General features: G+C 31.4%; 16 protein-coding genes. All 16 read right to left on the bottom strand.

The annotated features are described in order from the left end of the window. Window positions 1-97 precede the first annotated feature (97 nt). The 16 genes from A8975_RS08855 to A8975_RS14560 all read right to left on the bottom strand — a co-directional run bounded on the left by A8975_RS08855 (window position 98) and on the right by A8975_RS14560 (window position 22,764). The gene (locus tag A8975_RS08855; RefSeq protein WP_134199899.1) at window positions 98-3,307 is read right to left on the bottom strand and encodes a type I restriction endonuclease subunit R; all 3,210 of its coding nucleotides are present in this window, start codon (window positions 3,305-3,307) and stop codon (window positions 98-100) included. A 1-nt stretch (window position 3,308) separates the two neighbouring features. Beyond that, a complete protein-coding gene (locus tag A8975_RS08850) occupies window positions 3,309-4,754 on the bottom strand; it encodes a 5-methylcytosine restriction system specificity protein McrC (protein WP_134199897.1) in 1,446 nt (481 codons plus the stop codon). A gap of 5 nt (window positions 4,755-4,759) precedes the next feature. After that, on the bottom strand, window positions 4,760-6,844 hold the full coding sequence (locus A8975_RS08845; RefSeq protein WP_134199895.1) for an McrB family protein: 2,085 nt from the start codon (window positions 6,842-6,844) through the stop codon (window positions 4,760-4,762). A gap of 12 nt (window positions 6,845-6,856) precedes the next feature. Beyond that, on the bottom strand, window positions 6,857-8,155 hold the full coding sequence (locus A8975_RS08840) for a restriction endonuclease subunit S (protein WP_134199893.1): 1,299 nt from the start codon (window positions 8,153-8,155) through the stop codon (window positions 6,857-6,859). Beyond that, the gene (locus A8975_RS08835) at window positions 8,152-9,744 is read right to left on the bottom strand and encodes a type I restriction-modification system subunit M (protein WP_134199891.1); all 1,593 of its coding nucleotides are present in this window, start codon (window positions 9,742-9,744) and stop codon (window positions 8,152-8,154) included. Before A8975_RS08835 ends, A8975_RS08840 begins: the two co-directional genes overlap by 4 nt. 9 nt (window positions 9,745-9,753) lie before the next feature. Beyond that, on the bottom strand, window positions 9,754-11,991 hold the full coding sequence (locus tag A8975_RS08830) for a hypothetical protein (protein WP_134199889.1): 2,238 nt from the start codon (window positions 11,989-11,991) through the stop codon (window positions 9,754-9,756). 389 nt (window positions 11,992-12,380) lie between these two features. Beyond that, the gene (locus A8975_RS08825; RefSeq protein ID WP_134199887.1) at window positions 12,381-13,112 is read right to left on the bottom strand and encodes a hypothetical protein; all 732 of its coding nucleotides are present in this window, start codon (window positions 13,110-13,112) and stop codon (window positions 12,381-12,383) included. Window positions 13,113-13,471: 359 nt separating this feature from the next. After that, on the bottom strand, window positions 13,472-14,854 hold the full coding sequence (locus A8975_RS08820) for a DUF4407 domain-containing protein (RefSeq protein ID WP_134199885.1): 1,383 nt from the start codon (window positions 14,852-14,854) through the stop codon (window positions 13,472-13,474). Continuing rightward, entirely contained in the window at window positions 14,841-16,262 is a 1,422-nt protein-coding gene (locus A8975_RS08815; protein WP_134199882.1) for a protein kinase domain-containing protein, read from the bottom strand. The genes A8975_RS08820 and A8975_RS08815 overlap by 14 nt, the downstream gene beginning before the upstream one ends. A gap of 9 nt (window positions 16,263-16,271) precedes the next feature. Then, on the bottom strand, window positions 16,272-16,922 hold the full coding sequence (locus tag A8975_RS08810) for a hypothetical protein (RefSeq protein WP_134199880.1): 651 nt from the start codon (window positions 16,920-16,922) through the stop codon (window positions 16,272-16,274). 1 nt (window position 16,923) lies between these two features. Continuing rightward, the gene (locus A8975_RS08805; protein ID WP_134199878.1) at window positions 16,924-17,931 is read right to left on the bottom strand and encodes a protein kinase domain-containing protein; all 1,008 of its coding nucleotides are present in this window, start codon (window positions 17,929-17,931) and stop codon (window positions 16,924-16,926) included. A gap of 2 nt (window positions 17,932-17,933) precedes the next feature. Further along, a complete protein-coding gene (locus tag A8975_RS08800) occupies window positions 17,934-19,169 on the bottom strand; it encodes a hypothetical protein (protein WP_134199876.1) in 1,236 nt (411 codons plus the stop codon). 17 nt (window positions 19,170-19,186) lie between these two features. Beyond that, on the bottom strand, window positions 19,187-20,035 hold the full coding sequence (locus A8975_RS08795) for a vWA domain-containing protein (RefSeq protein WP_134199874.1): 849 nt from the start codon (window positions 20,033-20,035) through the stop codon (window positions 19,187-19,189). A 215-nt stretch (window positions 20,036-20,250) separates the two neighbouring features. Continuing rightward, window positions 20,251-20,916: a response regulator transcription factor gene (locus A8975_RS08790; RefSeq protein WP_134199872.1), complete on the bottom strand. Its 666-nt coding sequence runs from the start codon at window positions 20,914-20,916 to the stop codon at window positions 20,251-20,253. Then, complete coding sequence (locus A8975_RS08785; protein WP_134199870.1) at window positions 20,916-22,568, bottom strand: tetratricopeptide repeat-containing sensor histidine kinase; 1,653 nt, start codon at window positions 22,566-22,568, stop codon at window positions 20,916-20,918. Before A8975_RS08785 ends, A8975_RS08790 begins: the two co-directional genes overlap by 1 nt. A 25-nt stretch (window positions 22,569-22,593) precedes the next feature. Next, complete coding sequence (locus tag A8975_RS14560) at window positions 22,594-22,764, bottom strand: hypothetical protein (protein WP_166667456.1); 171 nt, start codon at window positions 22,762-22,764, stop codon at window positions 22,594-22,596. Between the last annotated feature and the right edge of the window lie 179 nt (window positions 22,765-22,943).

Raw genomic sequence — 22,943 nt, 5'->3', positions numbered from 1 at the left:
AAATTATATCCTAGATTTTTATAAATGCATAAATGAGATGGTAAAACTAAACTTTGATTTTAGATGAACTAAAAAAGATCATTTAAAAATATTACTATTAGCTAACATTGGAATAAACACTCTTTCCACTCCCATAATAGTTAGTAAAGATATGCTGGTAAACATTGGCTGTTTTTATTCCTACTTCTTCATCAGAATATTGCTCTTGTGGCAAGTACAGTAAATTGTCATAAATTAAGCTCTTTACTTGTGCTTTAATTTGACGACTCTCTCTCCAATTATCTATTTTAAGTTTTTCAGACTTTAATGTTTCCAATGTTTTGGCTGCTACTTTTTTTACGTCTTTAATTTCTTTACTTGATAATTCTTTACCCTCTTTTAGCAGATCAAAAATAGCTAGGGTTTCTTGATCTTTTAAATTTTCACGAACTACACGTTGTTCTTCAAAAGAAAGATCTTTTATAAAATCACTTAAGTTCTCAAACGTCTTCATGGTATCTTCAAGACTTTTTCCTTTGTTATATTCTTCTATGATTTTTTTATATCTATCGTAAAATTCTATCCGTAACGGATTTTCTTTCATCATTTGTTCTAAACGTTGCTCAATCGCATCCTGTAAATTAAACACTAAAGTGTTCTTTCGTGGTGTCTTAGCAAAAGCTGCTCTTAATTTATCAAAATCTAAGGATGCTAAATCAACATACACTTCTTCTTCATCTTCTTTAATTATATTATCTTGAATAGTTACACTTTCGCTCACAATCGCTTGAAGATCCATTATGATTTGCGTTACATCTGCTCCTTTTACATTTTGATTGAGAGCTGTATAAATGGCTTCAATTGCATTAAAATCTTTAACATGCTTCTTTAATTTATCTGAAGGAAATAGTGCTTTGTATTTTCTAAATACATTACGCGCCATCGTCTCAAATGTAGTTCTTGTAGTCTCATTAAGACATACAGCATCTGTTGCTTGTTTTATTTTAGCAATTTTAGACATTGGCTTCGCATCTTTTAACTCTTGTAAAGAAAAATTAAGTTCCTTTAAATAGGCTTTTACGTCTTTAATGGCTTGTTTTAACTCTACCTCAACATCTTCTAATGGTTCTACTGGTTTTCCTGGCTTATTTGTATTACCTGAGCCTTTACTTCCTTCTCCATAAATAGAATACGCTTTCTCTAATTGTTTATACACATTACCATAATCGACAATTAACCCATTTTCTTTCTCGTCATCATACACACGATTGGCTCTTGCTATAGTTTGCATTAAGGTATGTCCTTTAATAGGTTTATCTAGATATACTGTAGAAACACATGGCGCATCAAAACCTGTAATCCACATGGCACAGACTATTGCTAAACGAAACGTATTATCTTCGTCTTTAAACTCTTTTTCAAGATTACGCTCAACCATTTTTTTTCGGTGTATTTCAATGTCTAAATTCATTTTCTTGAACTTATCCACTTCATTTTGTTCACCACTAACCACCACACAAACTTCAGTTTCCTTAACTTTGTTATACTTTCGTTTTAACTCCTGCTCTTCCTGCTGGTCGGTTGCGTTATCTATACGCTGTTGCAATTCTTTAAGGTATTCTGGCCTATATTGTTGTACTAAGTCGTACATTTTTACTGCAGTAGGTTTATCTAAAGCCACATACATGGCTTTACCTTGATAACCGCGTTCGTTAAAGTGCCAAACCAAATCTTTCGCAATAGCTTCTAATCTTGGTTGAGAAGTTAATATTGGATAATCTCTACTAAAAAGGTATTCTAATTTCTTTTTTTGATCATCATCTAAATCTTCATTTTCAAACACTTCTGCCATACGTTCATCCAATTCTGGATTAGTAATGTCTAGCTTTTCACCTCTATTCAAGTATCGCAAAGGAAGCGTTGCTTCATCTTCAATCGCACGTTTAAAGTCGTATATAGACACATACTCACCAAAAATGTTTTTGGTTAGCTCTTCTTCTTCTTTTATAATGGGCGTACCTGTAAAGCCTAAATAAGACGCATTTGGTAATCCATGAAAACGCATATTTCTAGCATAGGTACCTGACTGTGTACGATGGGCTTCATCACTGATGACGATAATATTTTTACGCTCTGTAATAAGTGGATATTCGTTTTCTATTTTGGGGTCTATCGAAAATTTATGAATCAACGTAAATACATAACGATGATTTTCGGCTAACAACTCTCGCAAATGCTCACGACCTGTCATACCTTTTTTCTTTCCTGCTATTATATTTTTATCATTAACAACACCAACACCAGAAAACGTATCGTACAACTGGTTTTCTAACTCGGTTCTATCAACCGCAATTAAAAACGTATAAGAACCACCGAGTTTACGATGAATTTTTTCGCATAAAAACACCATAGAATAGGATTTACCAGATCCTTGCGTGTGCCAAAACACACCAAGTTTACCTTCTAGGTCTTCTATATTATCAACATTGTCTATAACTTTATTTACACCAATGTATTGATGATTTTTAGCCATTAATTTAATAACATCACCTTGAGAATCGTCAAACAAGAGAAAGTTTTCAAAAATATCCATCAATCGATGTTTGGCGCAGGTACCACGTAACATCGTATCTAAGCTAACTTCTCCTTCTTCTTCCTCTTCTATACGTTTCCATTCTAAAAAGAATTTGTAAGGGCTAGTTATGGTACCTACTTTAGCATCTGTACCATTACTCAAAATCACAAATCCATTGTTATGAAACACATGTGGTATTGTATCTTTATAATCTTTTAAATTATCGTTGTAGGCATGACGTAAATCTTGGTGATGCGCTTTTAGCTCAAAAAACACTAAAGGAATACCATTTACAAAACCTACCACATCTGGTCTACGTAAATAGAGTTCACCTAAAACCTCAAACTGTCTAACCGCTAAAAAGTGATTGTTTTCGTAGCTTTTAAAATCAAATACCTTTAGCTTGGTTTTAACCAATTCGCCTTTAGTATTGGTATAGCTAACTGGCACACCATTTTTAAGATAGTCGGTTTTTTCTTTATTGATTCTTCCTAAGGTTTGATCTGCTACGTTTTGGGTAATTAACTCTATTGCCTGTTCATAAGCTACATCTGGATGATTAGAATTGAGTTTTTGTAATGCTTGTAATAGATAGCGTTTTAAAACCACCTCGGTTTTATCTTCTCTACCTAATAAACCATCTTCTCCAAAGGTTTCTTTGGTCCAAGCGTAGGTAATTGTCCACCCTAATTCTTCTAACACATCTTGTGTAGCCTGTTCTATTAAACCGTCTTCTGAGTATTCGTAGCTCATATTATGTTACTTCAAAATATTGTTCTTTTAAATTTAAACTACTTTCAATCAATGTATCAATCCTAGTTAAAAATTCTTGCTCAGAATTTAACAATTGTTCCATATTCATATTTTCATTTACAAAAACACCATCAACAATAAACTTAATTGTATTTGAATCTTCTTTACCAAACAAACTATTTGAATATGCTTTTTCTTTATTTAAAGGTTTTGATAAAGGATACAATAAACCTCCAATAATGACATCTTGCTGAAAATATTGAATATAAGTATGTATTTGGTAAAAGTCGCTTCTATCTAAATCTGAATATTTGCTTTGTTTTGTTTCTAAGTGCATCTTTTTAAATTTTGCATCAAAAACAATAATCTTATTGGAATACTTATGTTTTAAGACTAAATCTGGAAACATTTTACGACTGTAAAATAAGCCTTGATACAATTTCAATTCCTCTTGTCCTGTTAAATACCAATCTTTAAAATGTCGACTTAAAAGTTTTTCTAAATAGACTTCAAATAATTGTGAAACATCAAATAAATAACCTGAAGTTTCAAGCGTATTATTCTCTTTTGGATTTAAATCATGCTCTAACAATATTATCTCTGCATATTCAATAACGTTTTTAAATGGTGCATATAATGGATTATGAAGAATTCTATGTTTTTTTGCCTTATGTAAAGTTTCTATATTTACATATTGACCAGAGTAATTTTGTTTTAGCAATTGATTAATATTAAACAATTTGTTATTAATATCCTTACCAAACTTTCTTTCTAGCTTCTTTAAAGTTAAATACAAGACATCACAAATTTCTTTAATATAAACTTGCTCTCTATATGTTGTTGTTAATTCTCCTTGAAAAGGAATATCTTTTTTTAGATACGCATTTAAATCTATTTTTCCTCTTACCTTGTGACTGCGTTGTGTAATACTTTGGTATTCTTTAGGCAAACCTAAGACCGAAGCTTTTTCTAAAGACTCTATGAATAGATAAGATATAATGTATTGAAAATCATTGTATTCTTCTTTCCTAGAGGCGTTTGAATTTTCTTTATCTACATAAATATCATTTACAAAATTTAGCATTCTACGAAGAAAAACATCACCATGTCTAGTTGTTATATTAAATTTGCAGCCTTTATGATAAACCACACCAGAAAATAAGCCAGACTGTATAAAATACTCTTTTTGATTTTCAGAAATTTCTTTAGTATAAAGTTTTAAAATTAAATTATCTTCTTCTTTATTTTTTTGATTTTTAAATCCAACAATTTGTAATTTCTTTAGTTTTGTGTTATTTGTTTTTAATTCAAAAACCGAAGAAAACAAATTATTAACTAAATCTCTTGATTTTTTTTTTGAGCGTATTCCAGTCTGTTCTCTTAAGTATGCTTCACTTAATGGATCTTCTTCATAGTAATTATGATTATTGGGAATACTTATCTCCATTCTTTTTATTTTTTTGAAAATGGTTCTTTAAAAGTGTCTAATGCTATATCTAGTTTAGCATCTAATTCGCTTTCTGGATATAAAGCTCTTAGATATTCTTTTAATGTTGGTTTTAAATATAAATCAAACAACTGTTTAATATTGTTTTTTGAAATAATTGAACGCTTTCCAATATCTTTCATTTTCATAAAAAAGGAATGACCAAACTCATAAGATTTCCCTAATCCCAATTCTTGAGAAATATATAAATTTAGTTTTTTGCAAGCTGCGACATAGTCTTCAATATTATCAAAATCACCGCCATTTCTATATTTGGTCTCATCTGAAATAACATTATAATCACAATCTTTTCTTATCCATTTAAAACGTCTTCTTAAAGCCAAATCGAAGGTGTCAATACTTTTATCAACATCGTTCATCATTCCTATAAAAAAAACGTTACTTGGTATTCCAAAAAAAGCTTCTCCATCAATAAGCTCATAAGCTAATTTATTTTTTTTATCTTCAGATAATTGTTCTATTAACGATGAATATTGAGTTTTAATTAAATTTGATGTATCATTATTTATAACATCGTGTCTGTAATCTTTTTCTAATCTAGATAAAGTTTCACCAAAAACAGAAGACAAATTAGCTCTGTTAATTTCATCTACCACAAAATAATAAGGTTTCGCAGCTCTATTTTCTTTTAAAGCAATTAAACACTCTTGCTTTGCTTCCTTACAAAAAAGCTTAAAAACACCATCTACTAATTCAAATTTTATATTACCATCTTTTGTAACACCTTTTGGTTTAATACCTTCAATAAAATCTTCGTAGGTAAAAGATGGATGAAATTGTAAAATTTTATACCTAGTTTTCTCTCCTTGACAGACAAAATCTAAACTATTTGTTACTTGATAAGTTTTCCCTGTCCCTGGTGGACCATATAAAATAACATTTGGTGAATTTTCATCTGCGATGCCTTTAGTGTTCGCGTAATTCCAAAGAAATCTTGATAATAAAAAACGCTCTATAAACGTTGTGTTATCTAATGAAAACAGTTTAACGAAAATACTTGTTAGCGCCTCGTTTTTTTCTAGGTTAGAATAATGATTTCCACCTATAAACTCTTCATATAAATCATTTATAACATCGTCTGAATAAATATTTATAAAGTTAAAAGGATGGTTAATTACTAGTAATTTTCTCAAAACTTGTTTTGCTGAATAATTATCATGAGTTTCAATAAATTCTATTTTACTTTCTACATTACCTTCATTAACAATAGTTGTAAGAATCTTTTTTATATTATCATTAAAAAAAACTGAAGCAGTTTCTTTATCTATATTACCTTCTTTTTCACCTCTTTGTAAATGTTGTTTAATTGTATAAGTATGACCATCTTTATTTAGTTTTACTTCAAAATTTATAGCGTTACCAGGTTTAGACGAACCAAATACACGTCTAGTTGTACGTTCCAAAAAATTACATAAATAGCCTCCTTGATTACTTCCAGTATTAGACAACACATTAGTATAATCATCTAACTCAAAACTACCATCTTCAATTTTATTTTTATAAAAGTTAAAATCTGTAATAATGCTTTGGTATTCAGCTTCAATTTGGTTTAAATCTTCTTTTGGTGATGATTTATAACTGTTCCATAGATTAATAAGTTCGTCTTGTCTTTTCTCACTTAACACATTATTTTTTTCCATTTCTTCTTTTATAAGCAAATATTCTTCTTTAGAAATCCCTACAATTCTTAATCTTTGATTTTGGTTATCTAGTTTAGGTTGTATTTCACTTGTACTAAGTTTATATAACCATTTTTTTATGCTTTTTAGTTTGAAGAAAACAAAAACACCATCTTCTGTATTCTTTTCTTCTAAAGGTTTTTCTATTACAGCTTCTCCCCAAAATACTTTGGTGTTAAATTCTTTAAAAACAATAACATCTTCTGGTTTTGGTTTATTAACATTACCATCATTTAACTCAAAATAATAGTTTCCTGTTTTAAGAATGTTTTTAGTATCCCAAAAAGAACCTTCATAAGTTCCTTTTGGTTTATTAGCGAAAATGAAATAGTTTACTTCTTTGTCACTCATTTACTGTAATTTTTAATATTCACTTTTCTCCTCTGCCACCATACCCAAACTATCATTAACTTCATACTTCAAGCTTCCAATTTCAGGCTTCTCTACATCTATCATCCCACTCATTAAGCGTGGTAACAAGATATCTCGCGCTTCTTTTAAGTGTTGGTTTTGATTTTTAAGTTTTTCAATAAAATTAAATAGAGGAATAGCATATAAGTTAAATTTTTCAATAATAACTTTATTTGGTTTGTTTAGTTTTAAGGATTTAAATGTCCCCTTATTAAAACCGTCTTGTGCTGTTCTTTGGGTTTTATTAAGCAAGTTTGATTGAAAAAAATCAGATTTCAAATACCATCGTAAAAATTCTCTATGGGATTTTTTATAAGGCACAACCTTAACCAAAGCAACATTATAAACTCCTTCAATACCATAACAAATTCTCCCTACAGAAGCACCATATCTAGCTATCATAATATCTTCCTTTGAACATCTACGTAGTTTAGAATTATTTCTAACATAAGCTATGTGGGAATCTGTGTAATAATCACGAATTTGAACCATTCTAACATAACCATCTTTTTGAACATCTAACCAACTGCTTTTTGGTGGTTGTGTTCCTCCTTGAATATCAAATAAATCAGAAGCCTTCACCTTTTCCCAACCCTCAGGCAATCCAGTGTCTTCATCAAACTTTGTGGTTTCATGACCAGGAAATTTAAAGCGTACAAACCACTCTTCATAGGTGAGTTGTGCTTGTTCTTCTAATAGTTTAATGCGCTTTAGGTTGTTTTCTATTAAATCATCATAGGCGGATAAAATGGATGCTATTTTGCGTTGGGTTTTTAGTGGTGGTAGGTTGATTTTGGTATTTTCCAAGACACTTTTTGTTAACGCATTTCTTGTAGCGCCTGCACCAGAAGCAAAAGCTAACAAGGTCGCTTGCATTCGCGGTGAGATTAATGAATACATCAAATATCTCGGGTTTAACTTTTCTTTTCTTGGTCTAATTATTGAAACATGTTGATTTACTCTTCCAGGTATAAATTCTCGTGGTGGTATACAACATCTAGCGACAGAATCACCAGTAATATTCAATAATACATCATCCTCAACAACTTCAACATTTTTCATTTTAGAAGCAATTGTATCATTTATATAGGCTAATCCACTTGTTGAAAATTCTCCATTATAAATATTTTGACTTCTGAAAATAGGTATTCCTTTCTCTACGTATACACTTGAACCTCCTCTTGGTGTAACTCCACTACCTATTTTTGAAGTAACTTCAATTAATCTTACTTCACTCCATCCTTCCCTCATAGCTTGACACTTTGTATTTGTTGCATTAGGGTATTGGCTTCGGTGTTTAGTTGGGCTAGTTCGGTATGTATGTCGCGCATTCTGCCTTTATAGTCAAAGTCCATATCTATATCAATCTTTACACCTACGTAGCGTCCTGGTGTAAGGCTGTAGTCTTGTTCTTTAATTTCGTCTAGTGTGGCTATTTTGCATAGGCCTTCTACGTCTTGGTATGTGCCTTTTGGGAAGTGTTCTGATAACCAAGCGTTCTCGACTGCGCTCGAACTGACAGCTTCAGGATTATTGGTTCTAAAAGCGTTCATAATAGCGGTTAAACCTTCTAGTTGGTCGTCGCTAAAGTCGTTAATGGTAGTGCTTACTTTTCTAAAGGTGTTGCGGGCATCTATCATAAGCACCTTGTCTTTGTTTTCTTTGCTCTTGCCTTTATTAAAAAACCACACGTGACACGGTAAGCTACGCGTGTAAAAAAAGTTGTTGCTTATAGCTACAATACATTCTACATCGCCTGTTTCTATCAGTTTTTGGCGTATTAGTTTTTCGGCATTACCAGCATCGGTAGCACTACTAGCCATAACAAAACCTGCTCTACCAGTTTCGTTTAAATACGAATGAAAATACTGCATCCATAAATAATTACCATTGCTTATGGTGCCTTTTCCCGTTAGTGGTGCGCCAAAGGGTAAACGCTCGTCATCTGCTAAAAATTTATTTTTAGCGTCAATTTTATCTACGTTAAATGGCGGATTTGCCATAACAAAGTCGCACTTACCATTAAGGTTATGCGGATTGCTATAAAAGCTGTTGCTTTCTATAATCTTGCCTTCTATACCGTGTATAGCAAGGTTCATTTTGGCTAAACGTGTGTTGTTGCTTTTTAACTCTGTACCATACACGGTAATGGCTTCGTTAACGCTTTTGTTATCGTGGTCTTTTATAAAATGTGCGGTTTGCACAAACATACCGCCAGAGCCACAAGCTGGATCGTGTACAATACCATGATTAGGTTGTATAAAATTAACAATAAGGCTAACTAACGATGGTGGTGTAAAGAATTCACCTCCCTCTTGAGCGCCTGCTCCTTGCATTGAGAATTTCATTAAGAAAAACTCATAAATGCGTCCAAACACATCGCCTTTAGCATTTTTTACGGCGTCTTTATTAAATACACGTACTAAATCGCGCAGTAGTTTGTCATCAAACTCTTGGTAGCTTTTTGGCAGAATACCTTCTAGATCTGGGTATTCGGCTTCAATAAGCTTCATGGCATTATTAATAGCTTGTGCTATATCTTCGCTTTCTGGTAAATTGGCTAAATAATCGTATTTGGCTTTTTCTGGTAACATAATGGCACCAGCTGCGGTATAATCTTCTTTATTGGCTTCTCGTTTTTCTCCAGTACGCGGATTTATAGGAAGGTTGTTTTGCACTTCAATTTTGGCATCTTCATATCGGTTTTGTGCAAAACGCAGTAGTACTAGACCTAATAATGGGTCTTTGTATTCGGCAGCGGTCAATTTAGAATTGGCTCTTAGGTCGTCTGCTGCGTCCCAAAGTTCAGTTTCTAGTTGTTTTATGTTTTGTTGGGTCATTATATTTAGTTAGTCTTTTAAAATTCCGTCTTTATATTTTTCTTTTTTAAGCTTATCACCTGCTTTGTTGTAGTAGGTTGTTGTTCCATTACGCAATCCATCTCTAATTCGTCGTTCTTCATAGTTACCAGTATCATCATCTGTATAGATAAACTCACCATCAAATAATTGGTTGGCATCTAAAGTATAATATGTTTCGGAATTAGCTTTATTACTGTGGTCTTCGTACTTAGTAATAATCTTTACATTTTGTTTTGGATAGTTATGCTCCCAAGTACCTGTCATAGCTGTTTTGTACATGTTACCTTTAAAAGAAATACTTCCGTCAGCATGGGCTAATAAAACAATACCATCTTGGTAGCTTTTACTAGACCCTTTCATTTCTTTATGAAACAATTCTTTAAAATCGAAATGTGGGACTTTTTCAGTTGGTTTAGCAATATGGTAATCGGCTTCAAATCTGCCACCTTCTTTAAAGTAATTGATGAAACGCACTTTGTATGCGCTTTGGGTTTCTGATAAGATTTTATAGACCTTTTCTATGTTTTGCCCTAATGCATCATAAACTCTGAGTTCTTTAAGTTCATTACTTGTAAATAACTTTTCTTCTTGTTTTATACCTTCAAGGTTGTATTTGGTATATAAGCCATTTAAAAGATTGTATTTATAATTACTCTCAACTAGAATATGCTCATCGTTAAGATATTCAATCCATTTCCCATCTTTAGCTCCGCTTTGGTAGTTTCCTTTTTTATAGACGTATATTGGGTCTTCTTCTGTTTCTATGGTATAGCTTTCAATCCATTCTCCATGTTCTTTACCATAAATATAATTGCCTTTATAGCGTAAATTACCTAGGCTATCTTTTAGAACATACTCTCCATGCAGTTCATCATCTTTGTAATTAGCTAAGAGGTGTAATTTTGTATATATACGCCTTTTGCAAGAGTCTACAGGTTTGTTGTTTTCATCTACTTCATTACACTTATACGTTTCATAACGCAATTGCGAAAATCGTTCTGACAAACCATTGCGCATACCATTGGTATAATTCTCTACAAGATAAAGCTCTTGTGAATAAGGTTCTTTATCTTCATTATCATCTTTATAAAATCTTGAATAATGGAATTTCCAAGGCCCTGTTTTTAAGTCTTTACTATAATTTCCTTCGCTTAAACCACCAGCAAGATCATAATGCTTCCAATATCCTGTTTTAAGACCGTTTTGATATTGACCACTATCTGTAAGATATAGCTTTGTTGTATCGGTTTGTATTATACCTCCTGCTAACAATTTTATTAAATCTCTATAGCGTCTAAAATTTCCGTGAAGCTTGTCGTTTTTATAAGTTGTAATAATTAAGGTGTCTTCTGAAATTTCTTGCGCAAAACCATTTTTTAAGTCATTTTCAAACATCACTTTTGAGAGTACTCGCTGGTTCTGGTCTTCATCGAAATAAATTAATTTAGTCTCACCTTCTAATTTCCCTTCTGAATAGTTTGTAATCAATTTGACCTTTATGCGGTTTGTTTCTTCGTAATAAAAATAATCAATGGTTTCTCCGTGTAATATTCCTTTTTTAAAAAACTCAATTTTCTTAATTTTACCATCTGGTTTATACTCAATTGATTTACCATCAAGCTCACCTTTATTTAAATTATATACATTTACCAGATTTCCTTGATCGTCATAATCCTTCCATAGCCCTTGTTTTTGGTCGTCTTTATAAACACCTTCAATACGCAAATTACCATTTTTATAGTACCCTTTATAATCGCCTTCAAACTTACCATCCTTAACATTGTAGATGATTTCCACTTGTTGGCTATTATCAAAGTATAGTTTTTTTAAACCATTACCAGGATCATAAGCACTCGATTTTTTGATAAGTGTAAAACTATATGCTGTAATACTTTTATCGAAACTGGAATAACTATCTTTTTCTCGTTTTTCTGTAGATATGGTGAGTAAGAATTTTGAACTAGCATAATTTGAAATTAATTCGTTGTCTTCTATTTCACTATCTTTTAGTTTATAGCCTTTAGAACTTAAAGATTTCTGAATAGCAGTATATGATGGCTTATTGAAAACAGAATAGCTCACTTTATTTGGGAAACCCTCATACGTGTATAGATAGAACCATGCAGATGCTTTATCATCATAAGATTTATCGTAAGACCAAGTAATAGTATTGTAACTCTCAGAATCTCCTTTTGAAGACTCGTAATATTCCCATCCTTTATTCATCAAGAACTGGTTAACACTTTCCCAATTCTTTTTCTGGCAGATATTTTCTAAATCATTTAAAGAAAGTTTTTGGGCTTGAACTGTAGAAAAAAAAAGACATAAACATGCACACAGAAATCGTAATTTCATTGATTGATTGATTTTTTTAATTAATAGCAAAATCATTACAACAATTTGCAATGATTTATTAAACTTAGAATTAATTATTAAGGAACTTTAAAGGTAAAAAAAAAGTGATATCCTCAAATACTTTAAAGGTTTTAAATTACCCTTTCTTGTTTCATAAAACAACTACAAGGTATTAAACATGGCTTATTGCTGTTTACGGATTTTCATAATGTAAAAACGTACTTAATAAGGACACTTAAATTAAACTTTTAAAGTGATAGTTAGTCATTATCCTTATCAAAAAAAAACTCATGAATCTTAATTAAATCCCCTCTTCCCATTTGCACTAGGTCTTTAGTTTCTTTTAAAAAAATGCCTAATGAGCGTTCGTTATAGAGTAGTTTCATTTTATCATTATAATCGGTAACCACATACATATCACCTGACAATTTATAAAAAGGCACCACTAATTTACTTTTTATCTTTACACCTTTGTTTACTACCTTACCTTCTTTTAACGTATTTTGGAGTGTTGCATCATCTTTTTCTTTTGAAGACACTTTTACATAGGCTATCATCATGTTCATCCATTCATTGGCATCAATAAGAAACCACTGTATTTTGTCAAAATTAATACCGTATTCGTTTATCCAACCTTGACTTGTAAATGCCAACAGCACGTGTTTTTTACCGTTAAGTTCTGGTTTATCTTCTGGCTCAAACTCTTGAATAGTAAAAGACACTACAGAAACCGAAGACATATCTTTAAGTTTTTTACCATCAAAGTCTAAGGTTTTAAGGCTAAAACTTTCCATTTCGGGCAAATTAGTCAATACCCATTGTGTCGCAGTTAATTCTGCACTTTCTTTCATTTGTTCAACAGCTGCTATCCCAGAACCTATTGCAAGAAGACCTCCAGCTATACCAAGTACTGCATCACCATCGTTTTGTGCTTTTACATTTTGGAAGTTGCAAAGTAGTAGTAAACTTATTACCAGAATTAATTTTTTCATTTTATATGATATATTAAAGATTGTTAGTTAGTACTCAATAAGACTAAAAAATTGCCTCTCAAAAATAAAATTCAACATGTTTAATTCCTTACGGAATTCCGTAAACACCGATATAAAACACAAAAAAGCGCACCAAAAACATGATGCGCTTATACTCCCTATATATTAATTTAATACAAACTAATAGTAAGACAAAGTTATAGTCAAAACACTGCTAAGCGTTACTGTTATCCGTAACAGTCTTTAAATTAATCCTAAATCTTTAGTGATTGTTACTCTTTTATCAAATAGAGGTCTATGAATAAATATAGAGATTAAAAAAAACTAATAGAATTAAAACTAACCTTAGCTTCAATTATTTAATAGCTTGTATTACATTTATTATAGTTAATAATATGGTTTACCCCGTTTTCTAGCTTATTCAATTCTTCTTCTTTCCATTTTTCTACCGCCAATTCTGCAATTTCTGCCTGTGCCAATGCAATTTTATTTAGCAAGGCTTTGTTTCCTGCAATTTCTGCATCTAATTTATTTTGGTTTTTCTCTGTGGAAATTTTTATAAAAGTATTGATATTGTCATTGATGTCAGAAATTTTCTGTTGTTCTTTAACAAATGATTCGTGTTTTAGTCTATCCATCATATCATCATAAGGACCAGATTCTGCCATCAGTTTAAATAGAACAGGAGCAACTTCAATGAAAATAAAGAGGAGTGTAATTAACCATTTTGCCCAAAAGACTGCCGATTTCTCACTTGTTAATATACTCATAGCTTCAAGATGTGCTGCAAAACCATTATAATTTTCAGTTTTATTTTCGTAGCCAATATTCTTTTTATCTAAAGTCTTCTGTTTTGAAGCTATTTGCTCATTTAAATTTACTTTCTCCTGTTGTTTGCTTGCCAGCAAATTATTAATTCTATTTTTCTCATCAATTATTGCATTCCCTTTATTGTTGTTTAAGTCTTCTATGTTGTCTTGAATAGATTGTACTTCTTTTCTAACTTTATTTCTTTCAGCTTGATTAGCTCGCAATACTCCTAGTCGTTTATTTATGATTGCATTGGATAACGAATCATTTTTAGCTTGTACATAAGAACTATATGATGAGTTTACCTTTCTTTGCCATACTTCAAGAACTGATTGTTTATTTTTTAAATCAACTTTTTGTTCTGCAATAGAATTTTCAAAAAATTTACCCGCGTTTTCAGATAGGCTAGTTTTATCATAAGTTAATTTATTGATGTCATTGTCTATTGAAGTCCTTCTTTCTTTTAAGTTGTTTAAATTTGAGATAAAAGTCGTATCGCGATTTTGCAATTCTACAGCTTTATCAATTTTTAAACGCTCAACAACAGTTTGAATTTCAGTTTCAAAAATTTTTAACTCCAAAGGTGTTGAAATAACAAAACCTAAAAGTATTGCCATTAAAAGTCTAGGTGCTGCTAATTTCCATTCTTCAACAGTAATTTTTTGAGTTCCGTCTCCTTTACCAATAGTGGAAACAATGTATCTATCTAAGTTGAAAATTAACAAACCCCAAAATGCACCAAAAAAAAGTGATGGTACTACCGACTTAAAAGCTGTGAAAAAGGCATAACCTCCAGCAAAACTTGCCATTAAAGCTGTAAAGACAATTGTGCCACCTACTCCAAAATACTTTGCGTGGTCAGTTGGACATTTTTCTAAAACTTCGATGTTGGCACCCGCACACCACCAAAAAAACTTGTTAATTCTTTTCATTCGGTTGATTGTTAAATATTTTGGATATGATTTTACTATTATTTACTGCTTTAAAAATTTTATTTAAACCGCTCTTTTTTTCATTTAGGCTACTAAAATTTTTATCAAGCGAATTAAATTTGATTTCTTCAAAAGAACTAGTAACAGTATTGTTCAAGTTCACATTAAGGTTGTTTGAGAAATTAATTATTCCTAATTCTATATTTGGAAACTCTGGAAGATTTACCCCTAAATTGGTCGTTTTCTCAAATAATGGAATAGGGACTTGAATACTTTTAATAATCGGAGTAGGAAAAACTCTTAATTCAAGTTTTTCAACCACAGTTTCGTTAAAACCAATTGCAGTTAAAACATATTCAAATTTGTCTTGTGGTTTTAAAACTACACTTCCAAAATGCTCAACTTCATTTACACCATTGTTTATCAAGACTTTTAATGCGTTTTTAACTTCCCAAGTAAGAGTAATCTCGCTACCTTGAATTAATACTTCTTTATCACTTGTAAATGTTGTTATGACAGGAGGTGCTAAATAGAGGGCAAAGGGTTTTAATTCCGTATAATTTGCCGTTTTTAGATATTCAATTAGAATGTCAAGTAACTTATCTGTTTTTAAGGATAGCCCAGATAGGTCTTTATAAATATTTGAATTTTCTAAATCTTCAAAATCAGTTTCAGAAAACAACAAGTATTGTGTGTCTTTGACTTGATATTTCTCCCAAAGGTCTTGTTTTTCAGCTATTCCAAGAATTGACAGATAAATAATCAATTCTGAAAAGTAATCTGCTTTTAATGTAGCTCTCCCACCTTTGAAGCGAGTCGGATGCTGATAACCTTTAAGACCAGTTACAAATTCTTTTTGACCTTCAATTTCTGGAATGCAAATAGAATCGTAATCAACGAGCTTTATATCGCCTTTTTCGGTTACTAAAATATTACCTTCTTGTAAATCTCCGTGAGAAATATGATTGTCTCTCAAATCTTGGCACATTTTCAAGAAACTATCTGCAAGTGAAACTAAAAGTGAAGGGTTGGCAAGATTCTTTTCAATGTATTCTTTGAATAGCATCCCATCTAACCATTCCATTCTTATCGTATCAACCAATTCTCCATTTATAAGGAGTCCTTTTTCGTCATATATAAACTCTGCGAAATAGGGTAACTTTTTAGAGGTTAAGTATTTTGAAATTTTTAAATATCGTTCTTCATTTTCGCCCATAGGAACGTGCCAAACACGAAACGCCCATTTTTTAGATTTGTGGGTTAGTTGAAAAACCATATTGAAACCGCCTACATAAACAAATGGATTTCCATTTTTATTTATTCGCGCTTTTGCACCTTTTAAAGCAGGAACTTTTAAGAAAAGGTCTAAATTCTTTATTGCTGTTAATATATCCTGCTTATTAGCCATATATAGGAGTTAAAACTTGTTAGTAATATTTTTGGCATTTGAATTCTTTGCTTTTTGTTTACTAGGTTTAGCTTTAATAGCGGCAGCAGGTGAGATAGAAACTGTGTTTTTTGCTGTAATATTTCCCGAATTATTATGAGCTTGAATAAGATTAATTAAATTGATTTGACCATCTAAAATTTCGGGATAAACTTGTATTGGAGGAAACGAATAAAGAGTAAGTTTAAACCTATTCCAAAGTTGTCTAAAATTGGATATTTCATTATTGTAGCTAGTAATATTTGTTGAAATGGAATTAATGAAATTAATAACCTTATCGTCCTGCGTTATTATGTTCATAGCTGTTGGAGGAATACTAATGCTATTTAAATTCACAATACGTATTAGGCTTTCTTGTGTGGCAGCATTAGTGATCTGGTTAAAATAATTGTTTTCTATTATTCTAATGAGGTCTTTATTGTTCGTGGCTCTTATAGTTGCTTCAATGTCGACTATAATTTTGTTTCTAAGATTTATTGAATTGATGGAAATATTTCTAATTGAATTTTCAAACCTTCCTTTGCCTCCTAGCATTTTATAGAACTTGTATATTGAATCGTCTTCAAAATCTCTTAAAATCTTTTCACATTTAATTATATTTTCTTGAAGCTTGATTATCATATTAGAATTTGTTGGTTATATCATTCTTGTTGGGTAAAACAACTTGTTTTTTTTGTGCTGGATTCGGTTGGTTATCCCACTTATTAAAAATATTGTCTTTAGCAGCCTCACGTTTATTAATTAGTAATTCTTCTAAAGGACGTAATTGATTGATGTCAGTAGCTGCAAGTTCTTCAACTAATTTTTCTGTAAGTTCTGAAATAGCTGTGTTGGTTGATTTTAAATGATTGCTGATTAGTTTTGAATTACTAGGATTTGCAAAGTCATCTTTTGAAAAAAGTAAATCTTCTGTTTCATAGTAATCATCCCATAATTTTGGCGTGTCTGCATAAATTAAAAGGGATAGATAAATTACAAGTTCAGAAAAGTAGTCTAATCTTGGATTGACACATTTATTGCTATGTCTTGCGGGATGCTGATAACCTGGTAAACCTTTGATTGTGTCAGTCATTCCGTTTAAAGGCTCAATAAACATTGAATCATAATCAATAGCCACAAGTGTGCCATCATTTTTTACCAAGATGTTTCCGTGTTGTAAATCTCCGTGAGCAATATTCTCTCTATGAAAATATGCTGTCATTTCTTTGAATTTTTCTGCTAAATCAAGAATTTTAGATGCGTTTGTAATATTGGAGTTGATATATTCTTTTAAAGTTTGACCATCAATCCAATCCATTAGCACAATTGGATGTAACGTTCCATTCACCAATACTGCATCATCAATATATTTGAATCCTGCAAAATAGGAGTTGTTTAATTTCTCCAAATAATTGGATATTTCAAGCGACCGTTTTTTTGCATCTCCTATGTCAGCAATCCAAAGTCGAATAGCTACTTTATTTCCTGTTTGTTTATGAAATGGAAAAACAGTTGTGTAGCCACCTGAATACTGAATTATCCTAGAACCTTTTTGAATAATGGAACCACCAATTATTTCGGTTGATTTAAAACTGACGTGTGGATTACGCATTGCGGTTACAATGTCTGTTCTGGAAGGATAATTTGACATAGCTAGAATTTATCTGTTATATTTTGAGAAGGCTTGTTTGGTGTTTTAGCACTTGATTCAGGTTCTTCTTTACTATTTTGTTCACTTTCTTGACTTTCGTTCTTTTCTGGATTTTCAGATTTCTCAATCTCGCTATTATTTTGTTCGCCTTTAGTTGAAGGTTTTTTTTCTTCTTGATGTACTCCTGTTGCTTTTATTTTTTCATCAGCTTCGATTTCTTCCTTTTCATTTGACAACTCATTTTCTTCTTCGCCAAATATTCTTTTGAAGAAACCTTTCTTTGGCTTTTCGATTTCAGTTTCTAATTCTTCGGAAAGTTTGTTTTCTTCAGGTTCAACTTGTTGTAATTGTTCTGTTTCTATTGCAGAATTTGAGTTTTCTTTTTGAACCACTAATTTTTGTTCTTTAGCTTTTTCAGAATCCTCAATTTCTTTTTGTTGAATTTTTATAAGGGCATCAATGTCCGAAACGTCCTCTAAAACATAAGTAAGTTTATCTTTCTTATCTTCTTCTATCGAGATTATCAAAATGGCTGAATCGTCATTACCTAATTTCTCATTGTGTCTTTCCTCATTTACAAAACGCTCAAAATCTTTTTGATTTTGCCAAAGACTAATCTTATTTAACGCATCTTCCTTTTCATTTAAAAACCATTCTGCTAAAGCATCTGTCATCAAATAAAATGAGCCAGTTATCAAAGGATTCTCTTTTAACTGTTTTTCTCCTTTGTGATTTTTACCTAAACTGTTTAAATAATCTGGAAAGTTGTCAAAAACAATAGGCTCTTGTTTTGAAGATAACACAATACACTCCTTCGAAAAATCTTTGAATTTATTTGGAACGAAAAACAAAAAACTATCTCCTAAAGCGTTTGCCTTCCAAAACCAGTCTGTTTTTTTCTTGAAAAATCTTAAACCAACAAAAGTTGCCAACCCAGATTCTTTTCTATTAAAAGCATTTTTTGTGAACCACTTGGCATCAGGCTTATTAACGACTTCAGTTACTTGATTTAGCCAGTCCTGTTGACAGTCTAAAATAAATTGAGCTTCATCAAATTCTTTAGAATCGACCCACTTTTTAACTAATACATCTGCCCATATTTTCGGAAAGAAAGATTTAGATACACCATCAGAAATAGCGAATTTATTTTGCGATTTATTATAGGCATATCTATCTGCACAATCATAAAATAATTCTGATTCTTTTGACGCGATATATCCTTTAATTGATATTTGCATTTAAGTCAATTTAAAGGTTATGCAATTTTGTCTGAACCACCAGAAGAACCAAAATTGATAAACTGTATAAATAATTCAGGGTCTGCATTTGATACAAAACCTCTTGACTCTGGTAAAGCTTTAAAATCTTGTTTCACGGCAGCTTGCTTGTATGATTCAGGAACTTTACTTGAAACTTTAAACAAGAATTTCGCTTGATCGTCTGACAGCTCACTTTCTTTTTCATTAAAACTATGAGTTTGTCCTTCTCCTAAATGGCAATTGAAAATTAAAGGATTTCCATCTGCCGAATTGATGTTCATTATTTCTTTTGAAACAGAAATGGCGTTATTCATTGCTGTATCAATAGAATCTCCAGTATATGGTAAACCATCTGAAATATTTATAATAATTGGTGCTGGATTATCAGGTTTCTTTTGAAGCCAACCTTCAATTAATTCTTTTGCAAAAGAAAGTGCATCAGCCATTGGAGTCAAGCCATTTGCTGTAGGTTCGATAAAAATTGGCATCTGTTCATCTATTTCGATTAAGCCACCAGCTCCATCTGAAACTTTCTTTTTTAACTGCTCCATTCTTAATGGATTGTCAGCAAATGAACTTAAGTAGTCAGACCTAATGTCATCAACTGCAAGAGCACTACTGCCACCATATCCAATCATAGAAATGAATACACGGTCTTTTACTTTTTCACCGTCCATATTAGTGTTAATCAGTTCGTTTATGGTACGATTAATAACAAGTGCGGTGAATTCAGCTCTAGTTTTTCCTTCTGCATAAGATTCCTGCATTGAACCAGATTGGTCTACTAAGAAGATGATGTAGCCAGGAGTTGCTGAACTCCATTGTTTTGAATTTGAATTACTCATAAAAATTACTTTTGTTACTTGATTATATAATCAAACTTACCCCTATTTATAATTTGTTCCTTACGGAATTCCGTAAACACCGATATAAAACACAAAAAAGCGCACCAAAAACATGATGCGCTTTTACTCCCTATATATTAATTTAATACAAACTAATAGTAAGACAAAGTTATAGTCAAAACACTAATAAGTATTACTGTTATCCGTAACAGTCCTTAAATTAACCCTAAATCTTTAGTGATTGCTACTAAATGGATTGTATTATTGGCTTTAAATTGAACTTTTAATTTATTAAGTCTTTTTTCAATGGTACTTAAGCTATTGGGTGAAATATTTTTCGTTTTTAAATCTTCGCTAATATCATCTTGAGACCATCCTTTGGACAGAAGGTTGATAAGCTGAATATCAAACTCATCTATCTCCATATTAGCATTTGGGTGTAAGGCTCTGTCTACTTGTGGAGATAAAAACACCTGGCCTAAAGCTACAGATTTAATAGCTTCATATAATTCTTTAGAGCCATTACGATCTTTGCAGACATATCCATTAACACCATATTGATTTACCAACAGCCTTACTTTTTGAAGTTGATCTTTCATGGAATATACTATGATGCTCATGTTTGGAAAGTCTTCTCTTACTTTTTGAATGAGATCTTCTCCATTTTCCAAATTAGCATTTCGATGATCTCTTTTAAAGGACAAATCGGTTATTAACAAATCAAATTCTGCAGTTTCTAGCTGAGCCTTTTTTAGTTTTAAATATGCTTCATCACAATACTGTGCACGTTCTATCACATTAACTCCAGCGCTTTTCAGTATTTGTGTTATACTAGAAAGAATTGCATCGTGATCGTCATTTATTAAAACTTTTTGAAACATTATGAAATATTTATTATTGCTTTAAATCCTTTATTTTCTTTGGATTCAAAAGTAATTGTTCCATTAATTGCTTGAATACGGTTTTCCGTATTTTCTAGTCCATTTCCTTTTTTCATAGTACAGCCCACTCCATTGTCGCTATATTTTATTTCAAGTTTACCCTTAGTTTCCAGAAATGAAACAACTACCAAAGAAGCCTTACTATGTTTTTTCATATTAATTAATAACTCTTGTAGCACCTTGTAAACTGTGATTTTATTTATTTCAGAATATCCCTTCCATACAATGTCTTTTACACCTTTAATAATTACATTAGTATCAGTATCATTGTAACTATTCATTAACTCTATCAAACTATCTTCAAATGAATTTTTCACATCTATGACACTGTGTTGTTTAGAAATATCTCGTGCTTTATAATATAAATTGTTTAACTCCTTTATCAGTTTGCTTTTTTGTGAGTTCTCTTCCTGATTATCGAACTTTATCATTACTTGAAACACTTCATTTGCAATTTCATCATGTACTTGATTTGAAATGCGCGATTCAGTTTCGACAACTTGTAAGAGTTTGTCTTTGCTATGTTTTGTTTTTAGAAAAACGTATAAAATTAAAGATAGTAGTACTGCACCAATAGCTACTAGAGAAGCAATAACGGTTTTTGACTTTTGTTTTTGTTCTTGTAACTGACTTAATAGTAGTTTTTTTTCAAAATTAGAATAATCATATTTGAGCAAAGCGAATTTATTTTTCGTCTCTTTTTCTGCTTTATTTATACTATCATTTACTTTTTTATATTGCGTAACATAAGGATCTTCACTTAATGTTATTAACAACCCTAAAGCATCTTGCCTGTAGGATGCCGACTTAATTTTTTCTGCTATTTCAAATGCTTTCAACGCATTTTCTTTAGCCAAACTACTATTGCCTGTATTAAAATAGTATTGTGCTAAATGTGTATAACTTTTATACTTAGAAACTGTATCTTTAACAAAACTCCTCATTTTTAAAGCTTGCTTCATTAACCTTAATCCTTCATCAGTATTAGATAACTTTGAATTTATAAATCCTAAATTATCCATTACAAGCGCAATAGTTAATGTATCGTCTATTCGCTTTGTTAAATCATAAGCCTTAGACAATGCTTGTTTAGCCTCATTAAAATCATTATGTTTTTTATAAGTATTAGAAATATTATTATAGACAATAGCACTATCTTTTGCATTTACCGACAACTCTAACACCTTATTATAAAGGCTTAAAGATTTCTTTTTATTTTGTTGCTCATAATAAAGCATTCCCAAAAGATTATAAAAGCTTTTTTGATAATGTATACGATTTGGAATAGTTGAATGCTTGTTCAAAACACCTATAGCTTTAACTGATATTTGCTCGCTTTCATCATAAGCTCCCAGTTTATAATTGATACTAGACAAATAATACATGCTATTTAATTGGCTAGGTATATCGCTTTTTAATTCAGCTTTTTTTAGTCTTTCATTGAAGAATTTATACGATTGAAATACATCTGTAGCGTTTTTGGGATATAGAACTTTATTTTGGTAAAAATATAAGCTATCCAGTGCTTGTTGTGAAAAACAAGAATTTAATCCAAGACATAAAAAGAGGAATGAAAATAGTATCTGTTTCATTCCTCTAAAATAACAACTTTTTTATTTAATCAACTGGGTCGATTGGAGGTGGTGGCGGTGGAGGTGGTGGCGGAATTTCGCCATTTTCACCACAACACGCTTGTGGGTTTACTTCTTCAGAAATACTCTCAGGATTGCAGCCATAAAATAGCATATTGACCCCAAGAACACATATTATTACATATACTTTTTTCATCTTGATACTCGTTAAAAATTAAACATAGGTGTTGCCCTCCGAGTTCTACTCGGATAGAATCTTTACGCAACACTACTCTCTGGGTAAAGAGGAGCTCTTCTCTTTAATTGGGAAGTGTGATTTTAAAACAGCAAGTATGTATTGTCTTCCCATGCAACACGACACTATACCATTCAAAA

Origin of the sequence: Meridianimaribacter flavus (assembly GCF_004366715.1) — a bacterium.
Lineage (GTDB): Bacteria > Bacteroidota > Bacteroidia > Flavobacteriales > Flavobacteriaceae > Gaetbulibacter_B > Gaetbulibacter_B jejuensis.
The sequence above is the reverse complement of the archived record's forward strand: the minus strand, read 5'-3'. Positions and strand labels throughout refer to the sequence as shown.

Coding starts and splice junctions, on each gene's coding strand:
- A8975_RS08855 (WP_134199899.1), bottom strand. CDS start 3,307: ATGAGCTACGAATACTCAGAAGACGGTTTAATAGAACAGGCTACACAA.
- A8975_RS08850 (WP_134199897.1), bottom strand. CDS start 4,754: ATGGAGATAAGTATTCCCAATAATCATAATTACTATGAAGAAGATCCA.
- A8975_RS08845 (WP_134199895.1), bottom strand. CDS start 6,844: ATGAGTGACAAAGAAGTAAACTATTTCATTTTCGCTAATAAACCAAAA.
- A8975_RS08840 (WP_134199893.1), bottom strand. CDS start 8,155: ATGAGGGAAGGATGGAGTGAAGTAAGATTAATTGAAGTTACTTCAAAA.
- A8975_RS08835 (WP_134199891.1), bottom strand. CDS start 9,744: ATGACCCAACAAAACATAAAACAACTAGAAACTGAACTTTGGGACGCA.
- A8975_RS08830 (WP_134199889.1), bottom strand. CDS start 11,991: ATGAATAAAGGATGGGAATATTACGAGTCTTCAAAAGGAGATTCTGAG.
- A8975_RS08825 (WP_134199887.1), bottom strand. CDS start 13,112: ATGAAAAAATTAATTCTGGTAATAAGTTTACTACTACTTTGCAACTTC.
- A8975_RS08820 (WP_134199885.1), bottom strand. CDS start 14,854: ATGAAAAGAATTAACAAGTTTTTTTGGTGGTGTGCGGGTGCCAACATC.
- A8975_RS08815 (WP_134199882.1), bottom strand. CDS start 16,262: ATGGCTAATAAGCAGGATATATTAACAGCAATAAAGAATTTAGACCTT.
- A8975_RS08810 (WP_134199880.1), bottom strand. CDS start 16,922: ATGATAATCAAGCTTCAAGAAAATATAATTAAATGTGAAAAGATTTTA.
- A8975_RS08805 (WP_134199878.1), bottom strand. CDS start 17,931: ATGTCAAATTATCCTTCCAGAACAGACATTGTAACCGCAATGCGTAAT.
- A8975_RS08800 (WP_134199876.1), bottom strand. CDS start 19,169: ATGCAAATATCAATTAAAGGATATATCGCGTCAAAAGAATCAGAATTA.
- A8975_RS08795 (WP_134199874.1), bottom strand. CDS start 20,035: ATGAGTAATTCAAATTCAAAACAATGGAGTTCAGCAACTCCTGGCTAC.
- A8975_RS08790 (WP_134199872.1), bottom strand. CDS start 20,916: ATGTTTCAAAAAGTTTTAATAAATGACGATCACGATGCAATTCTTTCT.
- A8975_RS08785 (WP_134199870.1), bottom strand. CDS start 22,568: ATGAAACAGATACTATTTTCATTCCTCTTTTTATGTCTTGGATTAAAT.
- A8975_RS14560 (WP_166667456.1), bottom strand. CDS start 22,764: ATGAAAAAAGTATATGTAATAATATGTGTTCTTGGGGTCAATATGCTA.